The organism is Hymenobacter aerilatus, assembly GCF_022921095.1.
Taxonomy (GTDB): Bacteria; Bacteroidota; Bacteroidia; order Cytophagales; family Hymenobacteraceae; genus Hymenobacter; species Hymenobacter aerilatus.
Window position 1 is genome coordinate 1146443 of sequence record NZ_CP095053.1, and the last position, 14109, is coordinate 1160551.

Annotated in this window: 10 protein-coding genes; 8 read left to right on the plus strand and 2 right to left on the minus strand. The window is 63.3% G+C overall.

All coding sequences use genetic code 11. The features are described from left to right. Positions 1–148 precede the first annotated feature (148 nt). Positions 149–1747 (minus strand): MDR family MFS transporter, encoded by a 1599-nt coding sequence (locus tag MUN82_RS04875; protein WP_245095400.1) that lies wholly within the window; start codon positions 1745–1747, stop codon positions 149–151. 123 nt (positions 1748–1870) lie between these two features. Between MUN82_RS04875 and MUN82_RS04880 the strand changes: the two genes are divergently transcribed. After that, a complete protein-coding gene (locus tag MUN82_RS04880; RefSeq protein WP_245095401.1) occupies positions 1871–2638 on the plus strand; it encodes a sulfite exporter TauE/SafE family protein in 768 nt (255 codons plus the stop codon). A gap of 167 nt (positions 2639–2805) precedes the next feature. Here MUN82_RS04880 and MUN82_RS04885 read toward each other — a convergent pair whose 3' ends face one another. Then, positions 2806–3276, minus strand: a complete 471-nt coding sequence (locus MUN82_RS04885; protein ID WP_245095402.1) for a DUF4890 domain-containing protein — start codon at positions 3274–3276, stop codon at positions 2806–2808. 196 nt (positions 3277–3472) lie between these two features. Between MUN82_RS04885 and MUN82_RS04890 the strand changes: the two genes are divergently transcribed. From MUN82_RS04890 to MUN82_RS04920, 7 genes are all read left to right on the plus strand, one after another. Beyond that, positions 3473–4498, plus strand: a complete 1026-nt coding sequence (locus tag MUN82_RS04890) for an SDR family NAD(P)-dependent oxidoreductase (RefSeq protein WP_245095404.1) — start codon at positions 3473–3475, stop codon at positions 4496–4498. 215 nt (positions 4499–4713) lie between these two features. Continuing rightward, a complete protein-coding gene (locus MUN82_RS04895; protein WP_245095405.1) occupies positions 4714–6738 on the plus strand; it encodes a tetratricopeptide repeat-containing sensor histidine kinase in 2025 nt (674 codons plus the stop codon). Between the two features lie 244 nt (positions 6739–6982). After that, a complete protein-coding gene (locus tag MUN82_RS04900; protein ID WP_245095407.1) occupies positions 6983–8149 on the plus strand; it encodes a phage tail-like protein in 1167 nt (388 codons plus the stop codon). A gap of 175 nt (positions 8150–8324) precedes the next feature. Next, entirely contained in the window at positions 8325–8954 is a 630-nt protein-coding gene (locus MUN82_RS04905; RefSeq protein ID WP_245095409.1) for a response regulator, read from the plus strand. 65 nt (positions 8955–9019) lie between these two features. Next, complete coding sequence (locus tag MUN82_RS04910; RefSeq protein WP_245095410.1) at positions 9020–10828, plus strand: tail fiber domain-containing protein; 1809 nt, start codon at positions 9020–9022, stop codon at positions 10826–10828. A 57-nt stretch (positions 10829–10885) separates the two neighbouring features. Then, entirely contained in the window at positions 10886–12571 is a 1686-nt protein-coding gene (locus tag MUN82_RS04915) for a tail fiber domain-containing protein (protein WP_245095411.1), read from the plus strand. A 31-nt stretch (positions 12572–12602) separates the two neighbouring features. Next, complete coding sequence (locus MUN82_RS04920; RefSeq protein ID WP_245095413.1) at positions 12603–14027, plus strand: T9SS type A sorting domain-containing protein; 1425 nt, start codon at positions 12603–12605, stop codon at positions 14025–14027. The last annotated feature ends 82 nt before the right edge of the window (positions 14028–14109 follow it).

Here is a 14109-nt window from a genome sequence, read left to right on the forward strand (position 1 = left end):
GAGCACAGCGCAGGACCTTATGCCAGTCAAACGACTGACGTACCAACGACTTGTCCTTGCGTGATAAGGTCCTGCGCTGTGCTCAGGATGACAGGCACCTTTCACATTACTAACAACTCTCACTTAACAACCATTCCTACCCAAAGTTCTACCCGGCCACGTCGGGTTCGCCTACTTCGTTGGTTTTGCGCAGGGGCCGCTCGGGCACAAACCACGTGGCCGCCCAGCCCAGCGCGGCCAGTACAATCACCACCAGATACACTCGCTGAATGGCTGTTGAAAACGCGTGCCGTACGGCCGGCGAGGTGCCCGCCCCGCCGGGGGTGCTGGCCAGCTCAGAGGGTAGGGCCGGGCCTTCGCCGGTGGTAGCAGCCGTGCGCGAGGCGGCACCAGCGGCCGTTTCCGCCGTGGCGGGTAGGGCCTGGGCTAGCGTGAGCGTGAGCACCGTACCCAGCAAAGCCGTGGTAATGGCCCCACCAATTTGCCGGAAAAACTGACTGGCAGAGGTGGCTTGCCCCATCAGCGGCGGCTCCACGGCATTCTGAATAGCCAGCGTGTAGAGCGGCATGGTAGGCCCCAGCCCAATCCCGCAAATGGCCAGGTACACCAGCACGCGCGTGTACGAAACGTCCTCGGGCATGGTAGCCAGTAGGCCAAGGCCCGCGAGCAACACCACACCGCCGCCCAGCATCCAGTACTTATAATGACCAAAGCGTGACACCATTTGCCCGGCCAACACGGAGCCCGTCACAACCCCCAACGACTGCGGAATCAGGCTGATGCCGGCTTTCGTGGCCGATACGCCCAGCACGTTCACCATAAACAAGGGCACAAAAATCACTAGTCCCAGAAACGCACCACCCAGCAGAAAAATAGCCACGTTGGCCGCCCGAAACACCGGATTCTCAAACAGACTAAAGGCCAGAATGGGATTGTCGGAACGCAGGGAGCGAAGCACGAACAGCACGAGGGCCACAGTCGCCCCCGCCAGCAGCCCCAGCGTGATGGGGGAGGTCCAGGGGTAGGTAGCTTTGTTGAGCTGCAAGGCCACCACCAGCGGCACCAGCCCCAGCAACAGCAGTAGCGCTGCCAGGTAATCGAGCCGTTTGCCGGTTTCCTGGGGAGCCAGCTTGGGCATGTAGGTTAGGATAAACCACAGGGCCAGCGCGCCCAGCGGCAGGTTCACGTAGAACACCAGTCGCCAACCCGCCACGCCCGGAATCCAGCCGGTGCCGTGGTCCGTCAGCAACCCGCCCAGAAACGGCCCCAGCACCGACGATGTGCCGAACACCGCCCCCGTAAACCCTTGGTATTTACCCCGCTCAGCTGGCGGAAACAAGTCGGCAATGATGATGAACGCCAGCGCAAACAGTCCCGCACCGCCCAGCCCCTGAATCCCCCGGAAAATGACCAGTTGGTTCATGCCGTCGCCCAGCAGGGGTAGGGGGCCAAACTCGCCGGCCAGTCCGCACAGCGCCGAGCCAATCAGGAAGATGATGACCACTATAATTTCCAGGGTGCGGCGTGGGTACATGTCGGCCAGCTTGCCGTAGATGGGCACCAGCGTGGTGCTGGCCACCAGGTAAGCCGTGGCCACCCACGTGAAACGGTCGAGGCCGTTGAGGTCTTCTACAATGCGGGGTAGGGCCGTGGAAACGATGGTCTGATCGAGTGCGCCCAGAAACATAGCCAGTAGCACGCCGGCCAGCGTCAGGAGTTTTTCGCGATGGGAGAGGGTCTCCGTCATACAGGGGAGGGTAGGATTCCCGCAGAGGTACGCGGCCAGTGCATGGAGGTTGGATTGAGTGAAGCTGTTAGCGAGCAGCCAAAAGCTAGCAGCTAACAGCAAATCAACTTTATCTTCGCCCGCATGATTGCCACAAGTACCATTGCCCTGCTATGCGGATTTGCCTTTCTGGCCGGTTTCATCGACTCCATCGTGGGCGGCGGCGGCCTGATTCAAACGCCTGCCATGCTCCTGCTGCTGCCCGGCGTGCCAGTGCCCACGGTGCTGGGCACTGGTAAGGTATCGTCGATGATGGGGACGCTGATTGCGCTTCGCCGCTACGCTGGGCAGGTGCCCATCCGGTGGCGGGTGGTAGGGCTGGCGGCGGGCACGGCCGGCGTTTTTGCGCTGCTGGGCGCGCGGGCCGTGAGCCACCTACCGCAGGATTTGGTGCGGCCGTTGGTGCTGGGGCTGCTGGTGGTTATTGCCGTGTATACCTTCTGGCGCAAAGATTTTGGGCAGCTGCACGCCCCGCGCCTGTCTGCCCAACGTGAGCTGCTCTACGGCTTGCTGATAGGGGTAGGGCTGGGCTTCTACGACGGCTTTTTCGGGCCGGGCATGGGCAGTATGTTGCTGTTTGCGTTCGTAGGCTTGTTTGGCTACGATTTTCTCACGGCGTCCGGTTCAGCCAAAATGGTGAATGCCGCCACCAACTTCACTAGCCTCGCTTACTTCGCCATCACCGGCCATATCATCTACCGTGTGGCCCTACCCATGGCCGCCTGCAACATGCTGGGCGCCACCCTGGGCTCCCGCCTCGCCCTGAAAAAAGGGGTAGGCTTTGTGCGGGTATTGTTTCTGGTGGTAGTCAGCGGCGTGATTCTGAAGCTGGCCTGGGAGATGGTGAAATAGTGATATGAGGTGTAGTGAGTAGAAGAAAACGCGTGTCATCCTGAGCTTGCGAAGGACCTTCTCACGTTTGCACGAGTCGTTTTAACGCCTGTCGTTCTTGCGTGAGAAGATCCTTCGCAAGCTCAGGATGACACGTGTTTTCTTTTACTCAAAATTTTACCATCTCATTACTCCCCATACCCACCGGGTAGGCCAGGTGCCGGGTTGCCTTGGGCGGCGCTGCCGCTGGGCACACCCATTTTCTCCTCGCGCTTGCGCTGGTAGCGGTCAAACTGGGTAGGGGTGAGAACATCCTTCAGAGCAGCTAGGCGCGACTGCCCCACATCTTCCACAATGCCAGCCATTTTGCGCAGGTCGCGGCGGTATTGGGCGCGGGCGGTTTCCACGGCTCGGATGCTGGTGAGGTTGATTTTCTGCACTTTCTCCACCTGCTGCGGAGTCAAGCCCAGGCCCTTTTGCATGTTGACAGTCAGGGCCGTAGCGCGCTCCGTGAGTTGCGTTTCGTTGAGCAGCGGCGCAGTGGTGGCCGCTGCCGCCGGCGTGGCCGTACGGCTGGGTAGGGGCTTGGTATTTTGCGCCAGCAGCGCAGTAGGCGCGGCCAGCAACAGGGTAGCTATAAGAAGAGAAGTTGATTTCATATCGAATGCAAAACTACGGCAGAAAGCGAAGGAAAGCCGGGCAACGCAGCCTGACCTGTGCTACTCCCTCTAAAGATAGTGCCAGACTCGCCCGGTGTGGGTTAACATACGGCCCGCCGTTTTGATGCCCTACCCTGGCAGAATCTGTGCGCGTTGGGCGCAACCTTTTCGGCTCACTTTGCATACAGCTTTCTATATGAAACGAGAAACCCGAAACAACTGGCTGACTGCCTTGGGCGCGGGTGCCCTGCTAGCCGCCGCTACCCTCTACACCAACCGCCGGGGCAGCTATGAGCTGCGCAACCGGGTAGTACTCATCACGGGCGGCTCGCGCGGGCTAGGTCTGCTGCTGGCTCGCCAAGCCGTAGCCGAAGGCGCTAAAGTCGCCATCTGCGCCCGCGACGCCGACGAACTGGAACGTGCTCAGCGTGAGCTGACGGCTGAAGGCGGCGAGGTGGTGGCTCTGGTGCGCGACCTCACCGACCCCGTAGCCGTGCGCACGCTCGTGACGGAAGTGCAGGGGCATCTCGGGCCGATTGATGTGCTCATCAACAATGCCGGCATCATCTCCACCGGCCCCCTCGATAACCTGGATGAGCGCGACTTTCAGGATTCGATGAACACGCACTTCTGGGCGCCCCTGCACGCCATGCAGGCCGTACTGCCCGATATGCGCCGCCGGGGCGAAGGTCGAATTGTGAATATTGCCTCGCTGGGGGGCAAAGTGGCCGTGCCGCATCTGATACCCTACAGCGCCAGCAAGTTTGCCCTGGTAGGACTCTCGGAAGGGTTTCGGAGCGAGCTGAGCCAGCACGGCATCAAAGTTACCACCGTGTGCCCTGGCCTGATGCGCACGGGCAGCCCGCGCAATGCCATCGTGAAGGGCCAGCACCGCAAGGAGTACGCCTGGTTTATGATTGCCGATTCGCTGCCGGCCGTTTCCATGAACGCTGAAACGGCGGCCCGTCAGATCTGGAACGCCTGCCGCCGCGGCGACGCCGAGTTGATTCTGGGCCTGCCCGCCAAGCTGCTGGCTACCTTCCACGGCCTGTTCCCCGGCCTAGCTGCCGACGTGCTAGGGTGGGTCAACCAAACCCTACCCGGTCCCGCCGGCGACCTGGGCGACGTACGCCGCCGCGGCAGCGAATTGGAGTCCGACATCACGCGCTCCTGGATAACTACCCTGACACGGGAAGCGGAGGAAGAGAATAATCAGCGCTAGGCAGCTGCTATTTAAGTATAGGGTGAAGGTAGGTCAGGCCGTCCTGTTCTATCTGGCATTTGCTTGTCGAAGCATTTCGCGTACTGACGTTGTGTGACCAACTCAACGATGCGAGCGAGATGCCTTGACACGCTTATAAATAGCAACATTCCACAACTGCATTTTCCCTAGTAGAGGATAGGTGAAAAGCGCAGTTGTTTTGTTTCTTTGCCTTCATGGCACGACAGTATCCATTTGGTTTATGCTGGATTCTACTGTTGCTGCTATACCCACTTGCTGGTTCCAGCCAAACCGTACCACTTCCGCCGGTTCCGGACAGTTTGCGCACCGTAGTATCGGTTAGTAGTCCTCCAACGGCCGCGGCGCTGTTGCGGGTAGCGCAGGCGTATATGGGGCCGTTCGACTCGGCCGGGGTGGTAGGGTACGCGCGCGCGGCTGAGCGGGCGGCCTATCAAACCCAGCAGCCCCACATTGCCGGGCAGGCCCTGGATCTGCGTGGCGACTATTATCGGCAGGCCGGCAGGCCGGCGCTGGCGCTGCCGTTGCTGCAACGCGCCGGGCAGCAACTCGCCACAGCCCCGACCCGGCTGCGGGCCGAAAACCGCTACCACTTGGGCATGGCCCTGGGTGACCTAGGCCAGCCCGGCCGGGCCCTGGTGCTGTACGGGGAAGCCAGCCGTCTGGACCCTACCAACCGCGAGCTGCAGGCACAGCTGCTGAACTCCACGGGCCTGATTTATGCCCGGCAAAGCCGCCTCGACTCGGCGGCCGCCTGCTTTTTTCGTTCGTTGCGGCGGGCCGAGGGCCTGCCAGCGGGCACCGGCCCCGCGGCCGCTACACTAGGTAATCTAGGGCGGGTATACCTGCGGCAGGGCCGCTGGCGCGAGTCGGCTCGCTACCTGCGCCAGGGTATGGCTCTGGAAGCGGCTGACCTCGACACGATGGGCCTGGCCTCTTCCTGGCAGTTCTTGGGCGAGGCGCTGCTAGGCCAGCCCGATAGCCTCGCGGCAGCGTTGGCTTGTTTCCGGCGTTCGGAGCGGCTGGCCCGGCGCAGCCACTTAGCCAACTACCTGCCCACGGCCTGGCTGCTGCTGGGCCGGGCCTACGAGCAGCGCGGCCAGCCCGACTCGGCCCAGCACTATCTAACGCGGGCCGTGGCGGCCCAGCAGGCGCGTGGGGCGGCGGGGGTGCTGGCCCCAGCCCTGATGGCCCTGGCTGAGTTTCGGGGGCGGCAGGGCCAGTGGGCGGCCGCCGAGCAGGCCGCCCAGCGTGCCGAAGTGGCCCCCGGTGCCACCCTGCCCCTGCGGGCCCAGGGCTGGGAAGTGCGCCGCCGCGCCGCCCTGGCCCGCCACGACTACCCGGCCGCCTACGCCGCTTTGGTGCGCCAGCAAGCCGTGCTGGATTCCGTGCGTGCCCGCGACAATCAGCAACTTACGGAGCTGATGCGGGCCGCGTACGAAACCGACGAAGCCGAATTGCAGGTAAGTGCCTTGCGCCACGAAGGCGAGCTGCTGCGCCTGCGCCAGCAGCGACTCCTGTTGGTGCTGGTGCTGGGTGCGGTGCTGCTGCTGGCGGGCGCGGGGTTGGGGCTGAGTGCCTATCGCCGCCGCCAGCTGCGCCGTGAGCTGGCTTTGCGCACTCGGCTCTCGGCCGATTTGCACGACGAGGTAGGAGGCTTGCTGACGCAGATTTCGATGCAAACCAACCTGCTGGGGGCCGGACTCTACTCGCCCGATGAGCAGCAAGCGCACCTGCAGGAAGTAGCCACGGCCAGCCGTGCCGCCGCCGCCCAATTGCAAGACGTGGTGTGGGGCTACGATGCCCACAACGACACGACCGGTAGCCTGCTCGACCGCATGCGCGACTACGCTTACGAGCTACTGGGTGGTGGCGAGCGGACCCTGCTCTTCACGGCCGACGCGGCCCAGCTGCCGCCGCAGCTACCCATGGAAACGCGCCGGGCCCTGTACCTGATTTTCAAGGAAGCCCTGCACAACGTGGCCAAACACGCTCCGCTGGCCCAGCAAGTAAGCGTGGCGCTGGCTGCCGAAGAAGCCGGGCTGGTGCTGACCGTGGCCGACGATGCCCCGGCCCCGACCAAGGTACCACGGGCCAGCGGCCACGGCCTACGCAACATGGCGGCCCGGGCCGAAGCCGTGGGCGGCAGTTGCATCACTGGCTACGGTGCCGTGCCCAATCAGCCCGGCTGGGGCGTGCAGGTGCGCGTGCCAGTGGGGTAAGAGGGTGTGAGGGTAGGAGGGTAGGGTCAACATTCCTGACCTGCCCGCGCTCTGCCCCGGGTTTGAGAGGGTAAGGGGTAGGGGTTTGGAGGCACAAACTCAGTCAACTAGTAACAACTTTTAGACTCCTACCCCATACCCTCCCAGACGCCTACCCTCTTACCCTCCCAACCTCCTACTCCTCCATCGCTGGTACATCAAGATGTACTTACGCCGTATGGGGGTAGGGCCGTGCTTTGCAAACATGAAACACACCTACCTGCTCTTCGTGCTGTTGGCCCCGCTGGCTGCTGTGGCCCAAACCGGTGGCGTGGGCATCGGCACGAGTGCGCCCGATGTCTCGGCCGTGCTGGAGCTGTCGGCTGCGAACAAGGGGCTGCTCGTGCCCCGGCTGGATTCGGCCGCACGCGTGGGTATTGCCAATCCGGCCACGGGCCTGCTCGTGTTCCAGACCGCACCGCGCCAGGGCTTCTACTACTACGGCGGCGCGGCGGGCTGGCTGTTTCTGGCTGATAAGGCCCGCGGTGGCGACAACCTAGGCAGCCACACCGCCACCCGGAACCTGAACCTGGGTACCAACCGGCTGGTGGGCAACGGCGGCACCACGGGCCTGACCGTCAGCAGCACCGGCCGCGTGGGCATCGGCACGGGCAGCACTACTCCGCGCGGGACGTTAGACGTGGCCGGTGCGGGCGACACGTATCTGGTAGCGGACCCCAACAAAGGCAATACCCAGAGCGTGTACTTGCCCGGTCATCTGTACCTGGCCCCGTACAGCAGCGTCGATCCGGTGGCCTACGTGCAGGCCCGCGTGCCCAGCCCCACAACCAGCACCAACCTGGGCCTGACCCTGCGCACCACCCATGCCGGCACGCTCACGGATGCCCTTACCCTGAACGCCGATGGCAGCGCCGGTACCGCTGGCCCGCTTAGCACCCAGGGCAGCGTGACGGTGCCCGCCACTAGTGCCTTCGCCTACGCCGCCCCCAAAGCCTACGTTCTGCACCTGAGCCGGGCCGACTTTGCGGCGCAGAGCGGCGGGGCAGCGCGCCAGGACGGCGTCCTGCGTACCTTTTCTCTAAGCAGCGGGGAAGGCGTGTTCGAGGCCCCGGTGCATCTGCCCCAGGGAGCTACCATCACCAGCTGCAACGTATTTTTGCGGGATGCCAACGCCAGCAGCCAGCTGACCGTGTCTCTACAAGCGGCTGACCTCACGGCCAGCACCCAGATTACGCTAGGGGCCTTGTTGTCGGTGGACAACGCCGGTTACCAAACCGTCAACATGCCGGCGAGCGGGGTAGTCGACAACACCATGTACAGCTACTTCCTGCTGGTGCGCTTTCCCGCTAACAGCGCCAACCTGAGCGTGGGCAGCGTACGGATACACTATACTATTACCCAGGCCGAGTAAGCCCCGGTCAGGCCGTATCGTTGGCGCTTTACCACGGGCCGGGCTGCATCAGCTTCGTGGGCAGCAGCGCCGGTAGCTGCTGGTGCGTACTTGGTAATATGGCCGGTATGCTCACCGACCGGAGCTGTAGCTTCGTGCTATTTCAACCCTACTAGTTTTACCGTTCTTTATGGCTATGTCGTTACCCCTGGCTATCATCGAAGACCTACCCGCCGTGCGTCGGGGGCTGGAAACCTACCTCTGCGCCCAGCCCGAGTTCAGCTGCACGCTGGTAGTGGGCTCGGTGGAGGAGTTTCTGGAGAAAATCGGGCAGGAGGCCACCCTGCCGCGGCTGGTGCTTTCCGATATTGGCCTACCCGGCCGCTCGGGCATCGAGGGCGTGGCCCTCATCAAGCAGCGCCTACCCCAGACGGAGGTGGTGCTGCTCACGGCCACCATGGGCGACCCGGCCCGCGTGTTTCAGGGCCTGTGCGCTGGGGCGGTGGGCTTCTTTCTGAAAACCACCCCACTGCCCGAGTTGAAAGCCGGCCTGCTGGCCGTGGCCGAAGGCGGCAGCAGCATGAGCCCGGCCGTGGCCCGCGAGGTGGTGAAATACTTCCAGCCCGCGCCCGACCCCACGCAGGTACTCTCTGCCCGCGAGCTGCAAGTGGTGCGCGCCATCGAGCAGGGCCTGAGCTACAAGCTCATTGCCGATCAGCTCGGTATCAGCCTCAATACGGTGCGCCGCCACATCAAGAGCGTGTACGCCAAGCTGCACATCAACAGCAAAGGCGAACTGCTGGCCCGCAACGTGCGCCGCGGTTAAACCCGCCCGGCAGGTACATCAAGATGTACTTTCGCCATATAAAGTAGGACGCGTGCTTTGTAAACATGAAAGCACTTCTCCTCCCTGCTTCTTCTCGGTTGCTGTTGCTCGTGCTGCTGAGCCTGTTGGCCGGCCCTACCCTGGCACAGACGGGCGGCAGCGTGGGCATCGGCACCAGCGCGCCCGATGCCTCGGCTGTACTCGATGTGGCGGCCCCAAACAAGGGTCTGCTCATCCCACGCCTGGACTCCGCGGCGCGCGTGCGTATCCCGGCCCCGGCCACAGGCCTGCTCGTGTTCCAGACCAACCCGCGGGCGGGATTTTACTACTACGCCGGCCCGGCCGCAGGCTGGCGCTACCTGCCCGACCAGACCCGCAGCGCGGCCGGCGACAACCTGGGTAACGGGGTAGCCACCACCACCGTGAACCTGCAAGGCAATGCGCTGGTGGGCAACGGGGCCGAGCTGCCGGCCGGTGTGCGGGGGGTAGGCGTGCGCGCCGATGGAGGCCTGAATGTGGGCCAACACACACCAGGCGACAACTTGTACCTGGGCTACCAAGCCGGGCGGGTTAACACGACCGGCTACTATAACCAGTTTATTGGCTACCAGGCCGGACAGGCTAACACGACCGGCTACTACAACCAGTTTACTGGTTACCAGAGCGGCTACTACAACACGACCGGCAGCTTTAACCAGTTCAGCGGCTATGGTAGCGGCTATAGCAACACGACGGGCGACCAAAATCAATTCAGCGGCTACGAGAGCGGTGTTCTTAATACGGCGGGCAGCAATAACATATTTACTGGTTACCAGAGTGGCTACCACAACACAACCGGCAGCTATAATCAGTTCAGCGGCTACCGGAGTGGCTACAGCAACGCAACCGGCAGCTATAATCGGTTCAGCGGCTATCTGAGCGGCTATAGTAACACGACCGGCAACTTTAACCAGTTCAACGGCTACCGGAGCGGCTACTACAACACAACGGGCAGCAATAACTGGGCCTTCGGCTACCAGGCCGGCCCTACTACAGGTAACCTGACCAACGCCGGGGCTATCGGCTACCAAGCCCAGGTCAGCCAGAGCAACTCGCTGGTGCTGGGTGGCACCGGGGCCAACGCCGTAAACGTGGGCATCGGCACCACAGCGCCGTATTCGCAGCTCAGCAATACGTCCGACAACGTGGTGGGCAGCAACGGCTTCGGCGTGAGCAGTCCCTCGCTGACGTGGAGTAGCCCCGAGCAGGGCTACACGGCCGCCTTCTACAACGGCAATACGAGTGGAGCCGGTGGCGGGGCTTTGGCCGTGAAGGTAGCCTCGGCCTCGGCCGGTACCGCAGTCCTGGATGTGAGCAGGGGCAGCACGCAGAACACCACGGGTACGACGCTGCTGCTCGTGCGTGCTGATGGCAATGTGGGCATCGGTACGAGCAGCCCGGGCTATATGCTGGATGTGGCCGGTACCATTCGCGGTAACAACGTGTCGCCTTCCGATATGCGCTTCAAGCAGCAGGTACGGCCGCTCGCCGGGGCCTTGGCGGGGGCGCTGGCGTTGCGCGGAGTGCGCTACCGCTGGAACGCGCTGGGCGTGGCCCACGGCGGGGTAGCCGGGGCCGAGCAGGTAGGCTTGCTGGCGCAGGAGGTAGAGAAAGTGTACCCCGAGCTGGTAAGCACGGATGCGCAGGGTTACAAAGCCGTCAACTACGCCCAGCTCACGCCTGTGCTACTGGAGGCAATTCGGGAGCTGGCGGCCCAAAACGAGGCCTTGCAGGCGCAGCTACGCCAGCAGCAGCAGCGCGCCGAGGCCAGTACAACCGGCTTCGAGCAGCGCCTGCGGGCCCTGGAAGGCGCCGCTGACCGCGCCGCCCGCTAGCGTCGGAACCGCCTCCTTTAGTTTGATTCCACACTTCCACACTTCACCTGTCACTATATGAAACACGCTCTACTACAAGCTTTTCTATTTGTGCTGCTGAGCCTGCTGGCTGGCCCTACCCTGGCGCAGACGGGCGGCAGCGTGGGCATCGGCACCAGCGCGCCCGATGCCTCAGCCGTACTCGATGTGGCGGCCCCAAACAAGGGTCTGCTCATCCCACGCCTGGACTCCGCGGCGCGCGTGGGCATCCCGGCCCCGGCCACGGGCCTGCTCGTGTTCCAGACTAACCCGCGCCAGGGCTTCTACTACTACAGCGGCGCAGGCTGGCGCTACCTGCCCGACCAGACCCGCACCGGCGGCGACAACCTGGGTAACCACATGGCTACCCGCGTCCTGAACCTGCAGGGCAACGCGCTGGTGGGCACCGGAACCAGTCTGCCAGCCGGGGTGCGGGGCATGGGCGTACGCGCCGACGGAGGCCTGAACTTGGCCCAGAACACGCCGGGCGAAAATTTGTATGTGGGCTACCAGACCGGACAGGCTAATACGGGCGGCTTCCACAATCAATTTATCGGCCGGCAGGCCGGACAGGCAAACACAACGGGTAACGAGAACCAGTTTAGTGGCTACCAGAGTGGTTATAGCAACACAGAGGGCAGTGACAACCAGTTTAGTGGCTACCAGAGTGGCTACAGCAACACAGAGGGCCGTGAAAACCAATTTAGCGGCTATTGGAGCGGCTATAGCAACATAAGAGGCAAAGAAAATCAATTCAGCGGCCACCGGAGTGGCTACTACAACACAATGGGTAGCTATAATCAGTTCAGCGGTTACCGAAGTGGCTTCTACAATACGACGGGCAACGAGAACCAATTCAGTGGCTATGGGAGCGGAAAAAACAATACGACAGGCAGTCGCAATCAGTTCGTCGGCTATGGAAGTGGCATCGCCAACTCAACGGGTAGCAACAACTGGGCCTTTGGCTACCTAGCCGGCCCTGCGACGGAAGACCTGATTAACGCTGGGGCCATAGGATATGATGCCAGAGTCAGCCAAAGTAACTCGTTGGCACTAGGTGGCACTGGTACCAACGCCGTGCGGGTGGGCATTGGTACTGGCGCGCCCGCTGCTCAGCTCGAAGTGCAACTGCCCAGCGCCTCAGAGGCGGCTTCGCTCAAGCTCGAGCACCGCGGCTCCAATCTGATTGTGCGCCCGCTCAATGGGGGCAATACAGCCAGCATCATCGAAAACACGGCCGGCAACCTGCTGCTCGAACCCAGCGGCCAAGGCAACGTGGGTATCAACCAGACCAATCCTACTTACCGCCTCGACGTGGGCGGTAGCATTTATGCTACGGGGGTTATCATCTCCTCCGATGCGCGCTTTAAAACTGACGTGCGCCCACTCACCGGCGCCCTGGCCGGGGCGCTGGCCCTGCGCGGGGTGCGCTACCGCCTCAACGCGTTGGGCTTGAGCCGGGGCGGCGACGCGGGCCAGCAGGTGGGCTTGCTGGCGCAGGAGGTAGAGAAAGTGTACCCCGAGCTGGTAAGCACGGATGCGCAGGGTTACAAAGCCGTCAACTACGCCCAGCTCACGCCTGTGCTACTGGAGGCCATTCGGGAGCTGGCGGCCGAAGCCGCAACCCAACGTGCCCGCGCCATCCAGGCCGAAGCCACGCTTAGCAGCTTCGAGCAACGCTTGCGAGCCTTGGAAGCAGGCGCTGACCGTGCTGCCGCTCACTAGCATCGAAACCGCAACCTCCTTCTGGATTGTCATGAAACACTTTTTCTCTCTTTTGCTGGGGCTCTCTCCGCTGATGAGCCTGGCCCAAACCCTGACCACCACCGGCGGCGCCGTGGTGACAGTGCAGGGCGGCGCTACGCTCTACGTAGCGGGCGGCGTGCAGCAGGCCAGCGGTAGCACCCTCACCAATGCCGGTACCCTGCAGCTCACAGGTGATTTCACCAACGCGGGTACGCTCACCTCGCCGGGTACGCTGCTATTTAGCGGCAGCCAGGACCAGACCTTCGCGCCTGGCTCGGCTACCGTGGCCTACCTCACGCTCCGCAACACCGGCGCCGCGGGCAGCAACCGCCTGTTCATCCCCGCCAATCTGACCATCACCTCCCTGCTTACTCTTACTCAGGGCCTGGTGCGTACCCAGGGCGTTGGGGGCGGTGCGCCGCTCTACACCCTGCGCCTACCCAACGAGGCCAGCGTGGTAGGGGAGGAGGCGGGCCGCTACGTGCAGGGGCGTCTTCAGGTGACGCGCACGGCCGGTGTCGGCGCAATGGACTTCGCCAACGGCCTGGTGCTGAACGCAAACGGTCAGAACCTGGGAACCGTGACGGTGACGCGCACGGCGGGGCTGCAACTGGCCGGCGTCAGCTACGGCCAGAACGGGAGCGGTACCAGTAAGGGCATCGACCGGGTGTGGGAGGTAACGGCCGACCAGCCGCTCAACCCAGCCACTCCGGCCTCCGTTACGGTGAGCTGGGTGGCCGACGACGACCACGGGCTGACTATGCCCACGACGGCACAACTCTGGCGCGCCGACCAAACCACGGGTCCGTGGGCGCCGCAGGGCGCGCCGGTTGGCGTCAGTGCCCGTTCGTTTACGGCCAGCGTGGCGCAGCTAGGCGTGCTCACCCTGAGCAATACCAACCAGCCCCTACCCGTGGAGCTGGTGCGCTTCACAGCCGAGCGCCGCGGCACCGCGGCGCTGCTACGGTGGAGCACGGTCTCGGAGGTGAACAACGACCGATTTGAGGTGGAAGTGAGCGAGGACGGGTACGCGTTTCGGCGGATTGGGCAGGTGTCGGGCCACGGCACGAGCAGCCTGCCCCACGAGTACCAACTGCTGGATCCGACCCTGGCGCAGTATGGGGCAGCGCAGGTGTACTACCGCCTGCGCCAGGTAGACCACGATGGCACAGCCCACTTCTCGCCCGTGCGCACCGTGGTTGTCAGCGGGCAGCCGGAACTGGCGCTATTTCCAAACCCCACCAGTCAGGCTACTACCCTAACGGGTGCCCTACCCGGAGCCGTGGTGAGCGTGTATGATGCCACGGGTCGGCTGGTGCATTCGGGCACCGTCGATGCGGCTGGCTCGGCCCAGTTACGCCTGCCGGCTGGCAGCGCCACGGGCGTATACCTGGTACGAACCGGCCCGCATGCCCTACGCCTGATAGTGCAATAGCTGCTGCATACGCTCTGTCATCCCCTGGTAGAGGAAGTGCCGGCTTAAACTTTTGGGCCATTTTCTACGAATAGCCTTATCA

Coding starts and splice junctions, on each gene's coding strand:
- MUN82_RS04875 (WP_245095400.1), bottom strand. CDS start 1,747: ATGACGGAGACCCTCTCCCATCGCGAAAAACTCCTGACGCTGGCCGGC.
- MUN82_RS04880 (WP_245095401.1), top strand. CDS start 1,871: ATGATTGCCACAAGTACCATTGCCCTGCTATGCGGATTTGCCTTTCTG.
- MUN82_RS04885 (WP_245095402.1), bottom strand. CDS start 3,276: ATGAAATCAACTTCTCTTCTTATAGCTACCCTGTTGCTGGCCGCGCCT.
- MUN82_RS04890 (WP_245095404.1), top strand. CDS start 3,473: ATGAAACGAGAAACCCGAAACAACTGGCTGACTGCCTTGGGCGCGGGT.
- MUN82_RS04895 (WP_245095405.1), top strand. CDS start 4,714: ATGGCACGACAGTATCCATTTGGTTTATGCTGGATTCTACTGTTGCTG.
- MUN82_RS04900 (WP_245095407.1), top strand. CDS start 6,983: ATGAAACACACCTACCTGCTCTTCGTGCTGTTGGCCCCGCTGGCTGCT.
- MUN82_RS04905 (WP_245095409.1), top strand. CDS start 8,325: ATGTCGTTACCCCTGGCTATCATCGAAGACCTACCCGCCGTGCGTCGG.
- MUN82_RS04910 (WP_245095410.1), top strand. CDS start 9,020: ATGAAAGCACTTCTCCTCCCTGCTTCTTCTCGGTTGCTGTTGCTCGTG.
- MUN82_RS04915 (WP_245095411.1), top strand. CDS start 10,886: ATGAAACACGCTCTACTACAAGCTTTTCTATTTGTGCTGCTGAGCCTG.
- MUN82_RS04920 (WP_245095413.1), top strand. CDS start 12,603: ATGAAACACTTTTTCTCTCTTTTGCTGGGGCTCTCTCCGCTGATGAGC.